Genomic DNA, 21,522 nt, shown 5'->3' with positions numbered 1-21,522 from the left:
CCACTCTCCTGTCTGGGCGTCGCTTCAGACCCCGACGACCTGAAGCGACGCCCACAGCGCGACCACGGCGGACACCAGCGCGGCCGGTGTGGCGAGCAGGCCGAGCCGGGTGAACTCCCCGAGCTCGACCTCGTGCCCGTGCTCGTGCGCGATACGCCGCCACAGCAGCGTGGCCAGCGACCCGGCGTAGGTCAGGTTCGGGCCGATGTTCACGCCGAGCAGCACCGCGAGGAGAGCGCCGGGTCCGGCGGAGGCGGTCAGCGGCAGCAGCACCAGGACCGCGGGCAGGTTGTTGATCAGGTTCGCCAGTACGGCGGCCAGCGCGGCGATGCCGAGCAGCGCGAGCAGCCCGGTCCCGTCGGGCAAAGCGTGCCGCAACGCGTCGGCGAGGCCGTTGTCGACCACCGCGCGCACCACGACGCCGAGCGCCAGCACGAACGCCAGGAAGGCCGGCGCCGCCGCCCGCACCACGGTCAGCGGGCCGGCCTGCCGCCGGACGACAGCGCGCCCGGCCAGCACGAGCGCCCCCGCCAGCGCGGCCCAGGCCGGCTCGACGCCGAGGGCGGAGGTCACGACGAATCCGGCCAGCGTGCAGGCGACGGTGACGAGCGCGAACAGCGGCAGCTCCGGCGCCTCGGCGGCGTCGGGGGAGCGGGTGACCTCTGCCAGGTCGCGCTCGAAGAAGCGCCGGAAGACCGCGTACTCGGCAGCGATCGCGACCAGCCACGGCAACGCCATCAGCGCCGCGAACCGGGTGAAGCTCAGCCCGCTCGCCGCGAACGCCAGCAGGTTGGTGAGGTTGGAGACCGGCAGCAGCAGCGAGGCCGTGTTCGACAGGTGTGCGCAGGCGTGCACGTGCGGCCCGGGCCGGACCCCCATCCGGGCGGCCGTGGCGAACACCACCGGCGTGAGCAGCACCACGGTGGCGTCCAGACTGAGGACGGCCGTGATCGTCGACGCCAGGACGAAGACCCCGGTCAGCAGCCGCCCGGGAGACCCCGCCGCCCGTCGGGCCAGCCACGCCCCGCATGCCTGGAAGAGCCCCTCGACGTCGCAGAAGTGGGCGAGCACCAGCACCGCGGCGAGGAAACCGACCACCGGTCCGAGCCGCTCGGCCTCGGCCCGCGCGTGCTCCAGCGAGATCGCCCCGGTCGCGATCACCACTCCCGCCGCCGGGACCGCCAGCACCGCCTCCGGCCATCCCAGCGGGCGCAGTACGGCCCAGCCGAGGACGGCGACGAGCAGGGCGACGGACAGGGTCTCGGCGAGCGGGGCGTTCAGTGCTGGATCCTTCGGAACGAATCAGGTGGTGCCCCGCCATCGAAGCAGACGCCGGTAAGAGACCGGTGAGCGCCCCGACCGGCCCTCCCGTCGGCGGCTCAGGGGCCGGTGCCGGCGGCGAAGACCGTCAGGTGCACCGAGGACGCGTTGCCGGACACGGGCACCGGCCCGGCCGTCCACGTCACCTTCAGCGGGTCCCGCTCGTCCGGCGGGGTCACCAGCAGCGACTTCGGAGTGGCGGCCCGTGCCCCGCTGACCTCGGGGTTGGAGAACGTCAGTCCGGCCCAGGCACTCTTCCCCGGCGCCAGCCTCACCGTCGCGGGCGTGTCGGCGGAACGCCTCGGGTCCGGTCCCAGCTGCTTCCCGGAGGCGTCGAGGAAGGCGGCGCCCGGGTACCCGCGCACGGTGCAGGTACGGCCGGACGCGTTGGTCAGGACGATCGGGAAGTTCTCCTGCCCGGCCCCCGGATCGTTGCGCCCGACGGAGGCACGCAGCTCGGAGGTGTGACAGCGGCTGCTCACCGAGGTGGGGGAGTCCCCGGCCGCGGGCGACGACGCCGTGGCGCTCCGGGCGGGGCTCGGCGTGGGGGTCGGGCCGGGGCTGGAGGGCACGGCCGAGGCGGTCGTACGACCGTCGGTCGCGGGCGCGGCCGTGCCGGTCTGCGGAGCACTGGTGGTGCCGTCACCGCCGCCGCAGGCGGTCAGCAGGCCGAGCACCGCGGCCGCGCTCGCGAGCCGGGCCGCCCGTGGCAGGCTCTGGGACGTTCTCGCCATGTCGTCCACACTCCCGGAAACTCCACCGCGCGTGGCACACGGGCGTACGGCGCCGGGTGCCCCGTCACGTTGGTCCGATGCGACCGGGGCCGAAACGTTCGCCCGTCACTCCAGGGAACCACGCCGCTCGTCGAGCCGTACGGGAATCCAGGACGCGGTCGCCGCCGCACCGTGGGCGCCGATCGACGACGCCCGGAGCAGCCCGAGGAGCAGTGGCACCCCGACCGCCGCCAGGACGCCCCGGGACGAAGGCGAGAGCGCCGACGGCGACCGGGCCCACGAGGACGGCGTGCGCCGCGACCTGCCCGCCGCGCGGAGGGCAGGTCGCGCGCGGAGGGCAGGTCGCGCGCGGAGGGCACCCCGCAGGGCGCTCACTCCTCGTCGACCAGGCTGATCTCCGACCAGATCGTCTTGCCGTCGGTGGTGTGCCGGCTGCCCCAGCGCTCGGTGAGCTGGGCCACCAGCAGCAGACCGCGGCCGCCCTCGTCCCAGGTCTTGGCCCGGCGCAGATGCGGGGCGGTGTGGTTGGTGTCGGACACCTCGCAGATCAGTGTGGTCGCGTCGTGGATGAGACGCAGCCGGATGGGGTGGGCGCCGTACCGGATGGCGTTGGTGACGAGCTCGCTGACCACCAGCTCAGCGGTGAATTGCGCCGCGCTCAGGCCCCATCGGTCGAGCTGGGCGACGACCTGCTTGCGGATCGGGGCGACGAGCGCCGGGTCGGCCGGGATGTCCCAGGTGGCGACCTGGGACGCGGGCAGCCCTCGGGTGCGCGCCAGCAGCAGCGCCACGTCGTCCAGCGCGCTGCCCGAGGGCAGCAGACCGTGCAGGACCCGGTCGCAGGTCTCCTCCAGCGAGGCGGAGGGCACCGCCAGGGCGTCGCAGAGCAGGGCGTGGCTGGCGTCCGCGTCCCGCTCCCGGGTCTCGATCAGCCCGTCGGTGTAGAGGGACAGCACGGTGCCCTCGGTCAGTTCCAGTTCCGTGGACTCGAACGGCAGGCCGCCCAGGCCCAGTGGCGGCCCCGGGGGCATGTCGACCTCCCGGGGTGCGCCGCCCGGCGGGAGCATCACGGGCGCCGGATGGCCCGCCCGGGCCATCGTGCAGCGCCGCGACACCGGGTCGTACACGGCGTACAGGCAGGTGGCGCCGACCTCACCGGGGCGGCCCTCGCTGCCGGCCTCCGTGGACAGCCGTACCACGAGGTCGTCGAGGTGGGTCAGCAGCTCGTCCGGGGCCAGGTCGATGTCGGCGAGGGTGCGGACGGCGGTGCGCAGCCGGCCCATCGTCGCCGAGGCCTGTATGCCGTGGCCGACGACGTCGCCGACGACCATCGCGACCCGCATCCCGGACAGCGGGATCACGTCGAACCAGTCGCCGCCCACCCCGGCGCGGGCAGCCGGGAGGTAGCGCGAGGCCGCTTCGACGGCGGCGGTGCGCGGCAGCGACCGGGGCAGCAGGCTGCGCTGCAGGGCGAGGGCGGTCTCGCGCTCGCGGGAGTAGCGCCGCGCGTTGTCGATGCAGACGGCCGCCCGGGCCGTGACCTCCTCCGCCAGCAGCACGTCGTCCGGCGTGAACGGGTCAGGCCGCCGGAACCGGGTCAGCACGGCCACGCCGAGGGTCTGGCCGCGGGCCTGGATCGGCACGGACATCGTGGAGTGGATGCCGTACTCCTTGACGCGATCCCGGCGGGCCGGGTCCCAGGCGAGCCACTCGGCGAGGTCGCGGGTCTCCGTGCTCGCCACGATGGTGTGGCCCACCATGAGGGGGTCGGCCTGGGGCGAGGGGACGGGATAGAAGTCGACCTGGCCCGGCTTGGCCACGGCCTCGGGGGTGCCGTGGCTCACGGACCGGTGGGCCGCCCGGCGCATCCTGACCGGGGCGGTCAGCCTCGCCGTGGAGGGCTCGCCCCCCGCCTCCGGCGGGTCCAGCAGATCGACGCTGACGAAGTCGGCGACGGCGGGGACGAGCACGTCCGCCAGCTCCTGAGCCGTTCGGGTGACGTCGAGTGTGGTGCCGATGCGGACGCTGGCCTCGTTCACCAGCTGGAGCCGCTCCCGGGCCAGGTACTGGTCGGTGAAGTCGTGGGCGGCGACGCACACGCCCCGCACCCGCCCCTTCGCGTCGGTGATCGGGGCCATGCGGGCCAGCCAGGCGTTCATCCGGCCGTCGCCGCCGATCGGCACGTACGTGCGCACGTCGTGCCCCCGGCCGGTGACGAGCACCCGGTGCAGATGCCGCTCGATGTCCTCGCTCTGCGGTCTGCCGCTCATCTCGGGCACCCGCAGGCCCCGCACCCGCTCCTCGGGCAGCCCGAGCACCTCGGCCATGGCGGCGTTCATCCGGCGCAGCCGCAGCCGCTCGTCGTAGACCGCGACGGCGCAGGGGGACTGGACCAGCTCGGCCTTGTCCAGCGGGTCGTCGGGCGCGTGCGGGCCGTCCCCGGTCAGCGGAGTGACCAGGAGCCAGTGGCCCGGGCCGTCCTGCGGCAACCTGTGGTGGGCGAGCAGCCACACGGACACCGTCGAGCCGTCGCGGTGGCGCAGGGCGAGGGTGCCGTCCCAGCGGTGCTTGCCCGGCGTGGGAAAGTCCCCCGGGTCGGCCAGCAGCTCGGCGGCGGGGCGGCCCACGACGTCGGCGGTGGGCCAGCCCAGGAGCAGGCGGGCGCCTTCGTTCCACTCGACCACAGTGCCCGCGTCGTCGATGACGGCCCGCGCTGTCGCGGCATCGTCGAACGGATACTCCGGACTCATCGTCGCCACTCCATCGCGGACACTCACAGTGAACAGGCGCGCCACATCGGTCCCAGCCTAGTGCGTCACGGCCACTCGCGGACCGGGAACCCCGGTGCCGGCAAAGGCCGCCATCGAGCCGCGGTCAAGGGGGAAATCCGGCCGTTGTGACGCCTGGGACAGAAGCACTCCACCGCACCCTTGACGGGCTCACGTGGCACACCGTCAGAATCTGTTTGTTCACGATCAGTTGTGAGTACTTCTGGGCCCTAATGAGGGAGAGCCGCCATGACGGTCACTCGCAGATCGCTTCTTCTCGCCTCCGCGGCAGCACCGGCTGCCGGGGCGCTCCTGGGCACCCCGGCGGCGTGGGCCGCCGAGGCCGCCGGGAGTGCCGCGGGCCGCCGTACGGTCGCGTTGCGCGACGGCTGGCGCTTCGCGCTGGTCAATCCCGGCGGGATCACCGACCCGACGGGCGAGTACGCCGACGCCGCCGCCCCGGGTCACGACGACTCCGGGTGGCGCGAGGTCGCGGTGCCGCACGACTGGAGCATCGAGCTGGCCCCGACCACGCAGAACGGCACCACCAGCGGCACCGGGTTCTTCCCCGGCGGCCTCGGCTGGTACCGCCTGGCCTTCACGCTGCCGCCCGGCCTGGCGGGCAAGCGGATCTCGGTGGAGTTCGACGGCGTCTACATGGACTCGTACGTCTACTGCAACGGTACGGAGGTCGGCCGCCACCCCTACGGATACACCGGTTTCGCCCTGGACGTCACCGACCTGGTGCACACCGACGGCAGCACCGAGAACGTGATCGCGGTCAAGGTGCAGAACCGGCTTCCCAGCAGCCGCTGGTACTCGGGCAGCGGCATCTACCGCGAGGCCCGCCTGGTGGTCACCGACCCGGTGCACGTGGCGCGCCGGGGCACCTACGTCACCACGCCGGACATCACCGAGGAGCGGGCGCTCGTCCAGGTGCGGACCTCGGTGGTGAACGGGACCGGCACCCCGAGCGAGGTCGAGATCCGCTCCCGGATCAAGGACGCCGCCGGCCGCACGGTGGCCCGTACGGCCACCACGGTCACCGTCGACACCGAGGCGGCCGAGGCCCACGAGCTGACCGTCACCAGACCCAGGCTTTGGGACTTCGCCTCGCCCCACCGCTACACCCTGGAGACCAAGCTCCGCGTCGGCGGCAGGACGGTCGACACCTACCGCACCCCCTTCGGCATCCGCACCTTCCGCATCGACCCCGACGAGGGCTTCCACCTCAACGGCCGCCACGCCAAGATCAAGGGCGTCGACCTGCACCACGACCTGGGCGCACTCGGCGCCGCGGTCAGCATCGACGCGATACGCAGACAGATGACCATCATGAAGTCGATGGGCGTCAACGCCTTCCGCACTTCCCACAACCCGCCCTCTCCGGAGATGATCGAGGTCTGCGAGGAGCTCGGCATCGTGATGATGGTGGAGGCGTTCGACTGCTGGAAGAGCCCCAAGACGCGCTACGACTACGGCCGGTTCTTCGACGAGTGGGCCGACCGGGACATCACCGAGATGGTGCTGGCCGCCCGCAACTCGCCCGCCGTCATCATGTGGTCGATCGGCAACGAGATCTCCGAGTTCACCTCCACCTCGGGCCTGGCCATGGCGGACCGGCTGATCGCCGCGGTCAAGGCGTCCGACGACACCCGTCCGGTCGTGATCGGCTCCCACCGGCACCGCACCGTGCCCGCCGCGGGCTCCCCGGGCGACCTGATCCTCGCCAAGCTCGACGGGCTCGGGCTCAACTACAACACCGCCAAGTCGGTGGACGCCCTGCACGCCCGCTACCCCCACCTGTTCCTCTTCGAGTCGGAGTCGTCGTCCGAGACCTCCACCCGCGGCACCTACCAGGAGCCCGAGCGCCTCAACACCGGCGAGAACCACACGCCGGGCAAGCGGGCGACCTCGTCGTACGACAACAACCTCGCCTCCTGGACCATGAGCGGCGAGTACGGGCACAAGAAGGACCGGGACCGTAAGTGGTTCACCGGGGAGTTCCTGTGGTCGGGCATCGACTACATCGGCGAGCCCACGCCCTACGACGTCTTCCCGGTGAAGGCGTCGTTCTTCGGCGCGGTCGACACGGCCGGCTTCCCGAAGGACATGTACTACCTCTTCCAGAGCCAGTGGACCAGCGAGCCCATGGTCCATCTGCTGCCCATGACCTGGAACCACGAGAAGGGCGACACGGTCGAGGTGTGGGCGTACTCCAACGTCGCCACCGTCGAGCTGTTCCTCAACGGCGAGTCCCTCGGCACCCGGACGTTCGACGAGAAGAAGACCACCGACGGCCGCGCGTACCTGGAGACCACCGAGGCGACCGGCGACGACAAGACCTTCACCGACGGCCCCTACCCCGGTAGCTACACCAGCCCGAACGGCAGCGCGGGCAAACTCCACCTCACCTGGAAAGTGCCCTACCGGCCGGGCGAGCTGAAGGCGGTGGCCCGCCGCGGGGGCAGGGTGGTCGCCACCGACGTCCTGCGCACCGCGGGCAAGCCGCACGCCGTACGCCTCACCGCCGACCGCAAGTCCGTGGCCGCCGACGGCCGTTCGCTCGCCTTCGTCACCGCGGACATCGTGGACGCCCGTGGGGTCGTCGTGCCCGGCGCCGAGCACCTGATCTCCTTCGACGTGAGGGGCGGCTCCCTCGCCGGGCTCGACAACGGCCGTCAGGAGAGCGCCGAGCGCTACCAGGCGAGCACCCGCACCGCCTTCCAAGGCAAGGCACTCGCGATCGTGCGGTCCGGCACCGAGCCGGGGTTCCTGAAGGTGACCGCGCGCGTGGAAGGACTGCGTTCGGACACCACGACCGTGCGCACCACGCCCGTCCGGTCCGCCGCAGCCACCCCGGCGGCGGCCTTCGGGCCCGACCATCCGGCGCCCTCGAACCACCCTTACGCGGACGCCAGTTACTCCGGCCGGCCCGACACCCTTCCCGCCGCGATGCTCGACGGCGACCCGGCCACCGGCTGGTCCAACGCCTTCACCAAGGCGGCCACCGCCCTGCTGCCCGCGTTCAGCGGCGCCAGGGCCGAGGACTGGGTCTTCGTGGACTTCGGCCGGACGCGGACCTTCGACCGTGTGGAGGTCTCCTTCACCCTGAGCGCGACCCACAGCCTGCCCGCCTCCGTAGAGGCCGAGGTGTGGGACGGCGGCCGGTACGTGCCCGTCGAAGGGGCGGCCGTCGACTGGGGCACCGCCTCGGACGAGCCGACAGCCATCACCTTCGACGCCGTCCGCGGCTCCCGGCTGCGACTGACGCTGACCAGCGCCCACCCCGGCGAGGCCCGGGGTGCGGTGCGCATCAGCAGGCTGGAGGTTCCGGCCGGCTGAGCCATGGTCGTGCGGTCCGGACGGGAACCAGTCCCGTCCGGACCGTTGACTCGGTGTCATGCCTCCAACAAACATGGCCTGCGTCCGCATCTGGGAGCGCTCCCATGCCGAGCGTCACCCGCACCTCCCCCCGAGGAGCCCAGACGTGAAACGACGCAGAACCGCCTTGCTCTCCCTGACGACCCTGCTAGGGGCGGCACTCGTGGGCCTCCCCGCGCCCGGGGCCGCCGCCGACGAGGTCGAGCAGGTCAGGAACGGCACCTTCGACACCACCACCGCCCCCTGGTGGACCACCAGCAACGTCACCGCGGGCCTGTCCGACGGACAGCTGTGCGCGGACGTGCCCGGCGGCACCGCCAACCGCTGGGACGCCGCCGTCGGCCAGAACGACCTCACCCTGGTCAAGGGAGAGTCGTACAGGTTCTCCTTCACCGCCAACGGTTCGCCCGACGGACACGTCCTGCGCGCGATCGTGGGCCTGTCGGCGGCCCCGTACGACACCTACTTCGAGGTGAGCCCGCAGCTGAGCGTGTCGGGGAACTCGTACTCCTACACCTTCACCTCGCCGGTCGACACCGCCCAGGGACAGGTCGGCTTCCAACTCGGCGGCAGCGCCGACCCGTTCCGCTTCTGCATGGACGACGTGTCGCTGCTGGGTGGAGTGCCACCCGAGGTCTACGAGCCCGACACCGGGCCCCGGGTGCGCGTCAACCAGGTCGCCTATCTGCCCGCGGGCCCCAAGAACGCGACCCTCGTCACCGACGCGACCGCGAAACTTCCCTGGCAGCTCAGGAACTCCGGCGGCACGGTCGTCGCCCGGGGCTGGACCGTGCCGCGCGGCACCGACGCCTCCTCCGGCCAGAACGTCCACTCGGTCGACTTCGGCGCCTACAGGAAGCAGGGCACCGGCCTCACCCTGGTCGCGGACGGCGAGACCAGCCGCCCCTTCGACATCGGCACCAGCGCCTACGAGAAACTGCGCCTGGACGCCGCGAAGTACTACTACACGCAGCGCAGCGGCCTCGCGATCCGCGACGACCTGCGCCCCGGCTACGCCCGCCCCGCCGGCCACGTCGACGTGGCGCCCAACCAGGGCGACTCGAACGTGCCCTGTCAGCCGGGCGTCTGCGACTACACGCTCGACGTCACCGGCGGCTGGTACGACGCAGGCGACCACGGCAAGTACGTCGTCAACGGCGGTATCTCCACCTGGGAGCTGCTGAGCACCCACGAGCGTTCTCTGACTGCCCGCACCGGACAGCCGGCCAAGCTCGGCGACGGTTCGCTCACCATCCCGGAGAGCGGCAACAAGGTGCCGGACATCCTCGACGAGGTCCGCTGGGAGCTTGACTTCCTGCTGAAGATGCAGGTGCCGGACGGGCAGCCGCTGGCCGGCATGGCCCACCACAAGATGCACGACGAACAGTGGACCGGCCTGCCGCTGCTGCCCAGCGACGACCCGCAGAAGCGTGAACTGCACCCGCCGAGCACCCAGGCCACGCTGAACCTGGCGGCGACGGCCGCGCAGGCGGCCCGCTTGTACGCGCCCTACGACAAGGCCTTCGCGGCGAAGGCCCTCGCCGCCGCCCGCAAGGCCTGGACGGCGGCCCTCGCCCACCCCTCGATGTACGCCGACCCGAACGACGGCATCGGCGGCGGCGCCTACGCCGACTCCGACGCCACCGACGAGTTCTACTGGGCGGCGGCCGAGCTGTACCTGACCACGGGGGAGAAGACCTTCGCGGACCACGTCATCGCCTCGCCGGTCCACACGGCCGACATCTTCGGCCCCCTCGGCTACGACTGGGCCAGGACGGCGGCAGCGGCCCGCCTCGACCTCGCGACCGTACCGAGCAAACTGCCCGGTCGGGACAAGGTGCGCCAGTCCGTGATCAAGGGCGCGGACCGCTACCTGGCCACCCTCAAGGCCCATCCGTACGGCATGCCGTACGCCCCCGCCGACAACCTCTACGACTGGGGCTCCAACCACCAGATCCTGCACAACGCGGTCGTCATCGCCACCGCGTACGACATCGGCGGCGCCTCGAAGTACCGTGACGGCGCCGTCCAGAGCATGGACTACATCCTCGGCCGCAACGCGCTGAACATGTCGTACGTGACCGGTTACGGCGAGGTCGACTCCCACAACCAGCACAGCCGTTGGTACGCCCGCCAGCTCGACCCCAGCCTGCCGGCCCCGCCCGACGGGACTCTCGCGGGCGGACCGAACTCGAGCATCCAGGACCCCTACGCACAGAGCAAACTCCAGGGTTGCGTCGGTCAGTTCTGCTACATCGACGACATCCAGTCCTGGTCGACGAACGAGCACACCATCAACTGGAACTCGGCCCTGACCCGGATGGCGTCCTTCGTGGCGGACCAGGGATAGGAGTGGGCGGGCTCGTGCTCCACGAGTTCCCCCGGCCGCTCATGGGCGGTCAGGGTGTGGAGCCGGGCCTGATCGAGCGGCTGGCGCACCTCGACGTACTCACCGTGCGGCAGCCGCTTGATCACGCCGGCCTCCCGGCCGTGCAGCACCAGCTCCCGGTCACGGAGTCGCCGGAACGACGTACGTCTCCCGGCGGCGGCTGACCGCGGCCCGGCGGGACAGCGGGCCGGCCACCGTCGTATGCCTCCTCCGGTACCGCTGCGATACCTTCCTGACCTGGGGATATTTACGAGTAAGTACCCACGCGGTACCGTGAGGACATGCCAGCTCTCAACGTGGAGTTCAGCGACCGCGAGCTAGAGGACCTGCGGCAGATCGCCAAGGAGCGGGGTACGTCCATGAAGGCCCTCGTGCGAGAGGCGGCCGCCGCCGACATCGCCCGGCACCGAGCACTGCAGGAGGGCGCGGAGGCGTTCCGCCGGTTCTTCGCGACCCACGCCGAGGAGTTCGCGGAGGCCTTCCCGGACGACGAACCGTCCGTCAAGGGCGAGGGGCGGGTCGCCTGACCCATGGCTCCCGTCGTTCACATCGACGTGCCCTGGCTGCTCCAGCGGCACGAAGAGGTTCTGCCCGACCAGCCCACGATCAACGACTTCTCCGCCCTGGTCGCCGCCGTGGCCCGGCACCGCGTCGACCCGCCCCGCCTCGGCGTGGACTCCGACCCGGCCTGGCGGGCCGCCGCCCTGCTGCACACCGTCGCCCTGCTCAAGCCGCTGCCGTCGGCCAACGCCCGTTTCGCCTGTGCGACGGCCGTGGCCTACATGTTCGTCAGCGGCGTCGGCATCGACCCGCCCTACGGAGCCCTCGTCGACCTCGCCCGCGACCTGATCTCCGGGAAGACGGACGTCTACGGCGCGGCCGACCGGCTGCGTTCCTGGCAGATCTGACGTTCCCCGGGCGTCGAACCACCGCCAACCCCCGGGGCCGCCGACCGAGGGCGGGAGGAACGGGGTCGGCGGCCGTCTGCGCGCGGGAGAGCCGCCGTCCTGCGCGGGGGCCTCGGAGGAAAGGCCGGTTCCAGTGCACTACGCGGCGGTGTGCGCCGGGAGCGTGCGTACCGCTCCGGCGCGTGCGCGGGAATCACACGGGGCGCATGCGAAGGCGAAAACCGGTGCGGGCGCGATGAGTTGGCGTCTGCTCCACGGCCGTATCTGACTTTCTTTCAATGATGTCCAGGTTTCCCAAGTGTCTTGTTGGCCGTGAGTGACTTGTGCGAGGGTGAACAACCGTGTGGGGGGTAAGGGTCGGCTCGCATTCGTCCCGTGGGGAACCGGGGCGGAGGAAGCCGGTGAATTCATGCTCCTCGTGTCCGCACCCGAAAGGTGAGCGCCGGTCCGGGCTTCTTTTCGGCGGCAAGAACTTCTGTGTCCCCATGTGCGTGGGAAGGAATCCGCTCAGTGCCAGCCCCCCACCCCGCTCGCCCGCCTTATCCCCCGGTCGGTGGCGTTCCCGAAGAATCCGACGAGGGTCTCGGCGCCGCGCTGAGAGGCCGCTCGGACGTCGAGGTCGGCAAGTCCGTCGCGCTGCTCATGGCGCGGCACTGGCAGCCGGTCCACGAGTACGCGGGGATCTGTCTCGCCTCTCCCGAGGGCACCGCCTCCATGGTCACCGCTGCCGCCTTCCACCAGGTGTTCGACCGGCTCACCCTCGGCGAGCCGGCCGTGGCCTTGCGTCCGCGGTTACTCGTGACAGTGCGGGACACCGTCGGACAGTGGTCGGCCGACGAGCACATATCCGGGGTACTGCCGGAGTTGGGAAAACCCTCCGGAGGCCGCGGTATGCGTGCGGCCAAGTCGCTGACGCCCGAAAATCGCAAGTTGGCCGAGCGTTCATTCCACGCGCTTCCCGGACTCGCCCGGTGTTTGCTGTGGCACGTCGAGGTCGAGGCGGAGGGGATAGCCGTCCCAGCCGCCCTCCTCGGCATGGATACCGACACCGCGTCGGCAGCTCTCGAACAAGCGCGTGAAAAACTCCGTGAGGGTTGTGTACATGCCCATCGGGAACTCGCACCGACCAAGGATTGCCGCTTCTACAACCGTCTCCTCGACGTTCCGATTCGACGTGGCGGTGCCCTGCTGCCGGATGTCCAGCACCATCTGGGGGAGTGCCGGCACTGCCGAAACGCCGCCGAACAACTGAGCCATTTCGAGGGCGGCTTGGGCGTACTGCTCGCCGAGGCGGTGCTCGGCTGGGGCGCCCGGCGCTATCTCGAGTCCCGGCCGAACCGGGCGCAGGAGCCGCCCCGCACGCGCAGCTCCTCCCGGCACGGCGGCGGACGCCGTCGGCTGCTGCCAGGGATCCCCGCGCCCGGCCGCCGGCCCCTGGGCGGGCTGCGCTCCTCGAGGACGCTCCTGACGGGCGTCGGCCTCGCCTCCGCCGGACTGCTCGCGACCGTGCTCGTCGCCAGCCTGTGGTCGGACGAGGACGGCGTCGACCCGGCCGCCTCCACCAGCGCGAACGGCGGCGTGGGCGCGGCACCGGGAGCCGGCAGCCAGGCCCCGCCGACGGCGTCCTCCGGCACCGCCCAACTTCCCGTCGCGCCGGGCCGCATCAGGCTGCGCAACATCGGCGCCGACCTGTGCCTCGACGTCACGGGCGAACCCAGATCCGGAGCCGGGACCGAACTGGCGGCATGCTCGTCCGTGCCCACGCAGCAGTGGTCGTACGAGAGCGACGGGCTGCTGCGCAGCGTGGCCGAGCCCGATCTGTGTCTCGACTCGCACGCCGACGCCGGTGTGGTCATTCTCGGCACGTGCGCGGGCGAGAAGGCGAAGCGGGCCGACGACGTGCGCTACGACCTCACCGTGCAGGGCGAGTTGCTGCCCCGCTGGGACGAGCAGCTGGCCCTCACCTTCACCACCGCCGAACCGGGTGCCGACATCGTCGTCAAGGTCCGTGACGGCTCCACCGACCAGAACTGGCTGACCGACCCGGCGTCGACGGCCACCCCCGGCTCGCTGTCGGTCACCGGGGCGCAGACACCCGGCGCGAGGGTGGTGGGGCTGGCGGACCGGACCTAGGGCCGGTGCCGGTGACCTGGGTTCTGTCCTGCCGAGTGATGGTGACGGTGTCTGGTGCGGGTGGAGTCCGGTTGTGAACCTCGGCCCGTCTGGGCGGCCCGTTGGACATCCTGCGTTCGATCACTCGGGGGCAGGTCCGGTGGCGGCATGCGGGCAGCAGGCGTTCGGCGATCTCCGCCAGGTGCGGGCCAGTGCCCGGGGTGGATCTTGATCTCGTCCAGCATGGTCTCGATCTCCCACCGCTGGGCGTAGAGCGCGGCCGCCGGCTCCTGCGCCGGTGCTTCCCCAGGATCGAACAGCGCCCTCATACGGCTCAACGCCCAGCCGTCGGCCTGCCCGGCCGATCTGGGCGGTCGTCGGCACACGCCACGACAGCCGCCCAGCCCCTCGCCCGCAGGCGCCCTGACCCTGACCCCCTCGCCACACGAAAGACAGTCGGGCGGGGCGCAGGTCGTCGGTGGTGCGGGCGGCAAGAGCGGTACCGGCGTTGGCATACGGCGCCCGTCCTTCAGGGCTTCGACCGCCCGGGTTTCAGCGGGAGCCTCGTCGGGTGTGGCGCACGCGATCGTGAGACGCGCCGCCCCAAGTTCTCCCATATATGAATATAAGTCATGTGTTATTCAGTCATGCACACACATACACGGCGTACCTTGCTCGGGGCCTCGATCGTGGCCGCCGGCTCGGGAGTCCCGGGCGCCTGTTCCGGCTCCGGTTCCGGCTCCCACTCCGGCTCCGGCTCCCACTCCGAGTCCGGCTCGCAATCGGTGTCCGGCTCGCGCCCCGAGTCCGGCCCCCACCCGGCGGCTCTCGGGGCCGACCGTCACAGCGGCAGCGGCTTCGTCCCCAAAGGGCCCACTGGATACGTGAACCCGTCCGATCCTGAGGTCGTCGCCGCCGAGAAGGAACGCGGGTCCGGCCCCCTCCGCACGTTCACGTTGACCGCCACCGAGACGTCCCTCGACCTGGGCGGGCGGACCGTCAGGTCATGGGCGTACGGCGACATGCTGCCCGGCAGGGAGGTCCGGGTCACCGCGGGCGACGTTCTCGGTATCACGCTCGCCAATCACCTGCCCGCGGCGACGACGCTGCACTCGCACGGTGTCCGTCTGCGCTGCGACATGGACGGCGTACCGGGCCTGACCCAGGCCTCCATCAAGCCCGGCGCGGACTTCACCTACCGCTTCACCGTGTCGCATCCGGGCACGTACTGGCTGCATTCACACTCGGGAATGCAGCTCGACCGCGGCCTGTACGCCCCGCTGATCGTTGAGGACCCCAGGGAACCTTTGTCCTACGACAAGGAGTGGGTCGTCGTCCTGGACGACTGGGTGGATGGCGTGGGCGGCTCCACCCCGGACGCCGTGCTGGCGCAGCTGCACAACGGCAAGGGTGTGCCGATGGACATGGGTGAGGGCACCGCACACGGCGGTTCCGGCCACGACATGTCCGCCGGCGCGCACGACTCGGCCTCAGGAAAGCCCGCCGGCCCCTCCCGCGTCCTGCGGCACTCGCACAGCCGCATGCTGCGCAGCGAGGGTGGCCATGTCGACTACCCGTACTACCTGGTCAACGGCCGACTCTCGCAGGCCCCTTCGGTCTTCTGGGCCCGTCCCGGGGAGAGGATCCGGCTGCGGATCATCAACGCCGGGGGCGACACGGCCTTCCGGGTGGCACTGGGCGGCCACGAGATGACGGTGACGCACACGGACGGCTACCCGGTCGAGCACAGGGAGACGGACGCGCTGCTGCTGGGAATGGGCGAACGCTACGACGTACTGATCACCGCCAAGGACGGGGTGTTCCCACTGGTCGCGCTGGCCGAGGGCAAGAACGCGAGGGCCCTGGCAGTCCTGCGTACCGCCAGCGGAGGCCTCCCTGGGCCCTCCGCGCATCCAGAGGAACTCGACGGCAGGGTCGTTCCGGCCAGACGGCTCGTGCCGGACGAATCCGTAGCCCTCTGCGACCGCGCCCCTGACCGCGAGCTGCGCTTCAGACTCACCGGCACCATGGGGAAGTTCGACTGGAGCTTCGACCACCGGCCCTATTCCATCGAACAACGCCACCCGCTCCGAGAGGGCGAACGGGTCCGCCTGACCTTGATCAACGCCACCGACATGTGGCATCCCGTGCACCTGCACGGCCACACCTTCGCCCTCACCGGCATCGACGCGGCCGGAGCCCGCAAGGACACCGCCCTGGTACTGCCGCACCGCAAGCTCGTCGTCGACTTCAACGCCGACAACCCGGGCCTGTGGATGCTCCACTGCCACAACCAGTACCACTCCGAATCCGGGATGATGACCATCCTCGGCTACCGCAAATAGCACCAATGCCGGTGACTCAACGGAGCTCGCGAGTCGCTGACCTGCAACGATGCTCAGAGTGGGAGATCTTGGAAGCCCCCCAAGCCCCCCAAGCCCCCCAAGCCCCCCAAGCCCCCCAAGCCCCCCAAGCCACCGGCAGCACACCTAGGGCCTGACCGGCGGAGGCTCCCCGGCTCCTATGCCAGCTCCTCGACCAGGTCGGCCGGGCCCACGGTCGCCGGTGTGGCGTGTCCGGACAGGGCCAGGGTGAGGTCCAGCTCCGCGAGCAGGCAGCGGATCACGTGCTCGACGCCCGCCTGGCCGTCGAGTCCGAGGCCGTAGACGTACGGCCGTCCGACCAGGACCGCCCGGGCGCCCAGGGCCATGGCCTTGAAGACGTCGTCGCCCGTGCGGATGCCGCTGTCGAACAGGACGGTCAGGCGGTCGCCGACCGCTTCCGCGACCCGCGGCAGCGCGTCGGCCGCCGCGACCGATCCGGCCACCTGACGGCCTCCGTGGTTGGACACCACCACGCCGTCCATCCCGGCGTCGGCCGCGAGGCGGGCGTCGTCCGGGTGCAGCACGCCCTTGAGGACGATGGGGCCGTCCCAGTTCTCCCGCAGGAACGCCAGGTCCGGCCAGGTCTTGCCGGGGTCGGCGAACATGCCGACGAAGTGCATCACGGCCGCGTTCGGGTCCTCGTGCACCGGCTTGGCCAGGCCGGCTCGGAACGCCGGGTCGGAGAAGTAGTTGGCGGTGCCCACGCCGTGCAGGAACGGCAGATACGCCTGGTCGAGATCGCGCGGACGCCAGGACAGCAGCGGCGTGTCGAGCGTGACGACCAGCGCGGTGAAACCGGCCGCCTTCACCCGGTGCAGGAAACTCCGGGCCACCTCCGGGTCCTTCGGCCAGTACAGCTGGAACCAGCGCTCGGCGTCGCCCATCGCCTCGGCGACCTGTTCCATCGGCGTGCTGGACGCCGACGACAGGATGTACGGCACGCCCTGCGCGGCGGCGGCCCGGGCGGCGGCCGGCTCGGCCTCCGGGTGCATGATCGACAGCACGCCGACCGGCGCCAGGGCCAGCGGCGCGGGCAGGGCGCGGCCCAACACCTCGACGGACAGGTCCCGTTCGTGGACGTCCCGCAGCATGCGCGGCACGATCCGGCGACGTTCCAGGGCGGCCCGGTTGGCGCGGGCCGTACTGCCGTCGCCCGCGCTGCCCGCCACATAACCGACCGGGCCGGGGCCGAGCCGTTGCTCGGTCAGCTCCTCCAGCCGGGTCAGATCGGTGGGGAGGCGCGGTACGGCGCCCGACATCCCGTTCAGGTAGATCTCGTACTGGAAGTCGGCCCAGTGCTTGCCCATCAGTACGGCCCCGCCTCTCCTCGTCGAGCAGCGTCGCCCCGACGATACCGGCGAGTAGGCAAAGCTCCGCCCGCCGCGGCGGACGAGGTGTCAGGGTCCGTGCCCGGGCTCCCGGGCCGGTGCCTGCGCGGCGACCGCCTCGGCGCCCCGCGCCGGGTCCAGTGCCTCGGCCGGTACGAGCGGCCGCCCAGGCCGTCGGCGCGACTCGTGCGGGGCGGACCAGGTGGAGTGGCTGCGAGGACGTCGGCCGGCGGCCGGTGCCCGTCTCGACCAGCTCCGGCCCCTGAATGCGTGCGCGAGCCCGGCCAGCGGCGGGCGGAAGCCGTCGCGCGCGGCGATCGCCTCCGGCACGGGGCCGCTCGGCCGGACCGGCATCAAGAAGATGAGTCACGCTCGCGACATGGCCGGAGGGATCCGCCGACGCCACCTCGTCGGCGAGAACGGCAGTCCGCCCGTCGGGGCCGGTGATCGGTGGCACCGGGGGTGCCGACGGGACGGGCGAGCCGCCCCTCGGGGCCGTACGCGGACCGCGGTTCGGGAAACCGCCGCAGCATCGCAAGAGGGCTCAAGCCGCGGCGACCGCGGTGCGGCGCGTGGTGCGCGGGGCGAGGACGGCCGTTCGCTGTCGCCGGGGTGGGGGATGCGAGCGGATGCCGTCCTCTTCGGGATCTGCCGACCATAAGGCCGTGCGCGAGATCCGCACCAGAGGACGGTTCATCCATCCTTCGGAGCGTGACTGGAGCAATCGTCCACCTCCCGGTCACTCACCGTCCGCCGAGGAGTCCTCCGGCCCGGCGTCGGGCCCCTGGGCCCGCACCCGCTGGACGTGTTCGAGGGAGTCCCGCAGTTCGGCGAGCCAGTCGTCGGTGTGGCGCTGGACCAGGCGGACGCACCAGGCGAGGGCGTCACTGCGGCTGCGAGCGACACCGCCGGCCACGAGGGTGTCGAGGACCTGGCGTTCGGGCTGGCGCAGCCGGGTCATCACGGGCGCCGCCACATGCGTGAACAGGACCCGCTCCCCGCCGCACTCCACGCCCCAGGACACCTTCCGGCGGAACCGGTGCTCGGCCTCGCCCGCCACCGCGATCCGGGTCTCCCGGGTGCGCTCCCGGAACTCCTGGACCCGGCCCTGGACGGCAGCCTCCCGTTCGGCGGCCGAGACGTCCTCCGCCAGCCGGGGTTCGGGAATGCGGCCGATCACGGTGATCTCCTCGCGGTCGGCCGTCACCTCGACCAGTGCCTCGAAGAGGTCGTCCGGCAGTCGGCCGGCGAACCAGCCGCGCAGCTTCTCTTGCTGCTCTGTTGTAATCATGTAATCAGCATTACTCCGCTGAAGCGGGAACGCAAGGGACGGAAGGGGGAGTGCGCCGAGGGCTGAAGCGGAATGTTTCAGGCCTATTAAGGGGCGGGGGGAATCCGGCCATCCGGCCGGAACGGGAGATCGAGCACCGTGCGATTGCAGGGCGGGCGCGTTCGAATTCCGTTACTTCGCGCCACTGATTCAATACGCAAGGTTACTGAAACCGGTGGGGTCGATGTGAGATTCGGGGCTGGACTCGGCAGACTCGCGCTCGCCGCACCGGCACCGACCGAGCCGGATCGCGGCATACCGACATCTCGTCGAATCGAGCGGAAGGATGCACACAATGCCGAACACCGCGCGCTGGGCAGCGACCCTGGGCCTTGCGGCCACCGCCGTCTGTGGACCCCTGACGGGCGCCGCCCTCGCAGAACCCTCCACCACCCCGACCGCGCTCTACGCGCCCTCGGCCCTGGTCCTCACCATGGGTCACGGCGAAAGCGCCGCCACCGTCACCCCGGAACGGGCGGTCACCCTCACCTGCGCCCCCACCGCCTCGGGCACCCACCCTGTCGCCGCGTCCGCCTGCGCGGAACTGCGCGCCGCCGACGGGGACTTCGACGCCCTGGCGGTCAGAGACGGCGTCCTGTGCACCAAGGAGTACGACCCCGTGGTCGTCACCGTCGACGGCGTCTGGCGCGGTCAACGCGTCTCCTACGAGCGCACCTTCGCCAACGAGTGCGTGAAGAGCTTCCAGGGGAGCAGCGTCTTCACGTTCTGAGGGACCGGGATCGCACGTTCTCCGGGAATGTCCCGAGGGGCCCGCAGATGGGGAGTGCGCGCCGCTTTCGCGGAGACCTGTGATCCCGCACCGGGGGGTCGGCGGGCGGAGTGGGGCCGCCTGCCGACCCCCTGGGTCACTTTCTTCTCCGGTCTTCCTGCTGCTGGCCGTCCGTCCGTTTCCGGCTGTCCGTCTGTTTCTGGCTCCGATCGCGGTGGCTGGTGTCGCACCAGGGATATCGCCGGCTGCGTCGGCACGTGCACAGAGCCACCCGGAAGCGGTCGGAGCGCACCGTGGTGCCGTCCTCCAGTTCCACCTCCACCGGGCCCTCCACCAGTAGCGGACCCCGGCGCTGCACGGTGATCCGACGAGGTGTGTCAGACGGGGAGTTCGGCACGGACGACCACCAGCTCTTCCTGCTTCTCGGCGGGGGGCAGCAGCCCGCGGTCCCGCAGCCAGTCCTCCCGCCCGCGCAGCACCGGACCGAACGCGATCCGGCGACGGCGGGTCACCGACGCCTTGAGCCCGGCCCCGCGCAGATGCTCCAGCGTCCGGCCGGGGTCGCTCAGCGCGGAGTGCACGATCAGCAGGACGCCTCCTGGGCGCAGCAGCTCCGGTGCCTCCCGGCAGATCCGGTCCAGTACGAACCGCCCGTCACGGCCGGCGTCCCAGGCCCGGGCCGGTCCGCGCGGCAACCGCATCATGGGTGCCGGCACGTAGGGCGGGTTGGTCAGGATCAGGTCGAAGGACTGGCCCCTTACGGGGCCGAAGAGGTTGCCGCGCCGGATGCGTACCGGCACTCCCGCCCTCCAGGCGTTCAGCCGGGCCGTGGCCACCGCCCGCCACGACACGTCCACCGCGGTCACCCGCGTGCCGCGGCGCGCGGCCTCCAGCGCCAGCGCACCCGAGCCGGTGCCCACGTCGAGGACGTCCGCGCCCGGCGGAAGCGGTTCTTCGGACAGGGCCCCGGCCAGCAGGGCGGTGTCCTCCTGAGGGGCGTAGACACCGGGGAGGACCAGCGGAAAGACCAAAGGATTCACGTCGCTCGGGTACCCCGACAATCAGGAGATATGGCGCATCTCGGAAACCAGGGGTGCGCGCAGCGACGATCGCCCTGCCCGCCAGTCGGTGAGCAGCCGGGCGGCCAGGCGGCCCTCGACGTGTTCCGTCGCGTCGATACCGAAGGCCACGTCGGCCGCCAGATGCGGCTCCTCGGCCAGCAGCCCGCCGATGACCTCGTGGCGTACGACCTGCTCGTGCACGGCGTCCGCCTCGACGTGCTCGTCGTAGAAGAACTCGGCGGCCGGTCCGGCCTCCGTGCGCCGCATCGCCTCGGCCAGCCGCCGGGAACCGGGCGACGACGTGATCTCGACCGCGGCGAAGTGGCCCACCAGGGCACCCCGCAGGGATCGGTGCAGACCGAAGAAGGACATGAGGTTCACCGTGGTCAGCAGCTCAGCGCAGGCCGCGTCGAGGTAGTGACCGTACGTCGTGTCGAGGCCCAGGTCGGTCATCAGGTCGGCGAACAGCCGCGCGTGCACCCGGTCGGGGCGGCCGCCGCCGTACTCGTCGAACTCCACCGCCGCCATCCCGGCCTTGGCCCGGCCCCACAGCCGCGGCAGCACCCAGGCGTGCGGATCGGCCTCCTTGAGGTGGTACAGCGAGCGCTGCGCGGCGTACTCGCGCAGCTGCCACAGCTCGCCCTCCTTGTGCAGGTAGTGGCTGACGCCCGTCCCGTCGAGGGGTTCGACCAGCAGCTCCGCGAGCGCGTCGTCGACGCTTTCGTGTACGGCGGTGTCGGCGCGCAGTGCGGCCAGGAAGCGGTGCTCCAGCGCGGCGCGGGTGCGCAGCAGGTCGGGGTCCCACTCGCGGTCCGGGGCGACGCCCTCGAAACCGCGGTAGTGCAGCTCGTAGCAGAGGTACAGGGCGAGCTGGAGGTCGTCGCCGTACACGGCGGCGCCCGCCACCTCCTCGTGGTCCGGAAGAGGTCCGGCGCCCCGCAGGTACTCCGCGACGGCTGCCGAGACCGGCCCCCGGGCGGGGGGCAGCAGTGGTTCGTGACTCTCGTGGGGCATGTGCCCCGGGTACCCCGGCCGTGCGCCGCCATCCACCGGCGTGGAGTCGCCCTTCGGGGC

Annotated in this window: 15 protein-coding genes and 1 pseudogene; 7 read left to right on the top strand and 9 right to left on the bottom strand. The window is 71.7% G+C overall.

Translation table 11 applies throughout. The features are described 5' to 3' along the window. Positions 1–24: 24 nt before the first annotated feature. The 3 genes from ACFWWR_RS24440 to ACFWWR_RS24430 all read right to left on the bottom strand — a co-directional run bounded on the left by ACFWWR_RS24440 (position 25) and on the right by ACFWWR_RS24430 (position 4,804). Positions 25–1,281, bottom strand: coding sequence for an arsenic transporter (locus tag ACFWWR_RS24440; protein WP_384305380.1), 1,257 nt, complete (start codon positions 1,279–1,281; stop codon positions 25–27). Between the two features lie 98 nt (positions 1,282–1,379). Beyond that, positions 1,380–2,054: a DUF4232 domain-containing protein gene (locus tag ACFWWR_RS24435; protein ID WP_384305287.1), complete on the bottom strand. Its 675-nt coding sequence runs from the start codon at positions 2,052–2,054 to the stop codon at positions 1,380–1,382. Between the two features lie 371 nt (positions 2,055–2,425). Then, positions 2,426–4,804: a SpoIIE family protein phosphatase gene (locus ACFWWR_RS24430; RefSeq protein WP_384305285.1), complete on the bottom strand. Its 2,379-nt coding sequence runs from the start codon at positions 4,802–4,804 to the stop codon at positions 2,426–2,428. Positions 4,805–5,071: 267 nt separating this feature from the next. Between ACFWWR_RS24430 and ACFWWR_RS24425 the strand changes: the two genes are divergently transcribed. Beyond that, the gene (locus tag ACFWWR_RS24425; RefSeq protein ID WP_384305283.1) at positions 5,072–8,167 is read left to right on the top strand and encodes a glycoside hydrolase family 2 TIM barrel-domain containing protein; all 3,096 of its coding nucleotides are present in this window, start codon (positions 5,072–5,074) and stop codon (positions 8,165–8,167) included. A gap of 145 nt (positions 8,168–8,312) precedes the next feature. After that, entirely contained in the window at positions 8,313–10,556 is a 2,244-nt protein-coding gene (locus tag ACFWWR_RS24420) for a glycoside hydrolase family 9 protein (RefSeq protein ID WP_384305280.1), read from the top strand. Here the strand turns inward: ACFWWR_RS24420 and ACFWWR_RS24415 are convergent. Beyond that, positions 10,501–10,726, bottom strand: a pseudogene (locus ACFWWR_RS24415) (ubiquinol-cytochrome c reductase cytochrome b subunit); the annotation flags it as partial. The gene ACFWWR_RS24420 and the pseudogene ACFWWR_RS24415 sit on opposite strands and share 56 nt — an antisense overlap. A gap of 150 nt (positions 10,727–10,876) precedes the next feature. On the opposite strand from ACFWWR_RS24415, the gene ACFWWR_RS24410 reads away from it, so the two are divergent. The 4 genes from ACFWWR_RS24410 (at position 10,877) to ACFWWR_RS24395 (ending at position 15,960) form a co-directional block, all read left to right on the top strand. Further along, on the top strand, positions 10,877–11,122 hold the full coding sequence (locus ACFWWR_RS24410) for a hypothetical protein (RefSeq protein WP_383862970.1): 246 nt from the start codon (positions 10,877–10,879) through the stop codon (positions 11,120–11,122). Positions 11,123–11,125: 3 nt separating this feature from the next. After that, positions 11,126–11,503 (top strand): toxin Doc, encoded by a 378-nt coding sequence (locus ACFWWR_RS24405; RefSeq protein WP_383862967.1) that lies wholly within the window; start codon positions 11,126–11,128, stop codon positions 11,501–11,503. A 510-nt stretch (positions 11,504–12,013) separates the two neighbouring features. Then, positions 12,014–13,636 (top strand): RICIN domain-containing protein, encoded by a 1,623-nt coding sequence (locus ACFWWR_RS24400; RefSeq protein WP_384305277.1) that lies wholly within the window; start codon positions 12,014–12,016, stop codon positions 13,634–13,636. A 626-nt stretch (positions 13,637–14,262) separates the two neighbouring features. Further along, positions 14,263–15,960, top strand: coding sequence for a multicopper oxidase family protein (locus ACFWWR_RS24395; RefSeq protein ID WP_384305274.1), 1,698 nt, complete (start codon positions 14,263–14,265; stop codon positions 15,958–15,960). Between the two features lie 176 nt (positions 15,961–16,136). Here the strand turns inward: ACFWWR_RS24395 and ACFWWR_RS24390 are convergent, their stop codons facing one another. After that, positions 16,137–17,306 carry a lactate 2-monooxygenase gene (locus ACFWWR_RS24390; RefSeq protein ID WP_384305272.1) on the bottom strand — a complete coding sequence of 390 codons (1,170 nt, stop codon included), beginning with the start codon at positions 17,304–17,306 and terminating at the stop codon, positions 16,137–16,139. A gap of 760 nt (positions 17,307–18,066) precedes the next feature. Continuing rightward, entirely contained in the window at positions 18,067–18,618 is a 552-nt protein-coding gene (locus ACFWWR_RS24385) for a hypothetical protein (RefSeq protein ID WP_383862955.1), read from the bottom strand. A gap of 334 nt (positions 18,619–18,952) precedes the next feature. On the opposite strand from ACFWWR_RS24385, the gene ACFWWR_RS24380 reads away from it, so the two are divergent. After that, a complete protein-coding gene (locus tag ACFWWR_RS24380; RefSeq protein ID WP_383862953.1) occupies positions 18,953–19,387 on the top strand; it encodes a protease inhibitor in 435 nt (144 codons plus the stop codon). Between the two features lie 136 nt (positions 19,388–19,523). On the opposite strand, the gene ACFWWR_RS24375 is transcribed toward ACFWWR_RS24380, so the two are convergent. From ACFWWR_RS24375 to ACFWWR_RS24365, 3 genes are read right to left on the bottom strand one after another with little or no spacing between them, the layout of a single operon-like run. Beyond that, positions 19,524–19,784 carry a CDGSH iron-sulfur domain-containing protein gene (locus tag ACFWWR_RS24375; RefSeq protein ID WP_384305269.1) on the bottom strand — a complete coding sequence of 87 codons (261 nt, stop codon included), beginning with the start codon at positions 19,782–19,784 and terminating at the stop codon, positions 19,524–19,526. Next, positions 19,765–20,427 carry a HemK2/MTQ2 family protein methyltransferase gene (locus ACFWWR_RS24370; RefSeq protein ID WP_383862946.1) on the bottom strand — a complete coding sequence of 221 codons (663 nt, stop codon included), beginning with the start codon at positions 20,425–20,427 and terminating at the stop codon, positions 19,765–19,767. The genes ACFWWR_RS24375 and ACFWWR_RS24370 overlap by 20 nt, the downstream gene beginning before the upstream one ends. 21 nt (positions 20,428–20,448) lie before the next feature. Continuing rightward, positions 20,449–21,462, bottom strand: coding sequence for an iron-containing redox enzyme family protein (locus tag ACFWWR_RS24365; RefSeq protein ID WP_383862944.1), 1,014 nt, complete (start codon positions 21,460–21,462; stop codon positions 20,449–20,451). Positions 21,463–21,522: the final 60 nt, after the last annotated feature.

The organism is Streptomyces sp. NPDC058678, assembly GCF_042714835.1.
In the GTDB taxonomy this organism is placed as follows: Bacteria; Actinomycetota; Actinomycetes; order Streptomycetales; family Streptomycetaceae; genus Streptomyces.
This window is presented reverse-complemented; position numbering and strand designations above follow the sequence as displayed.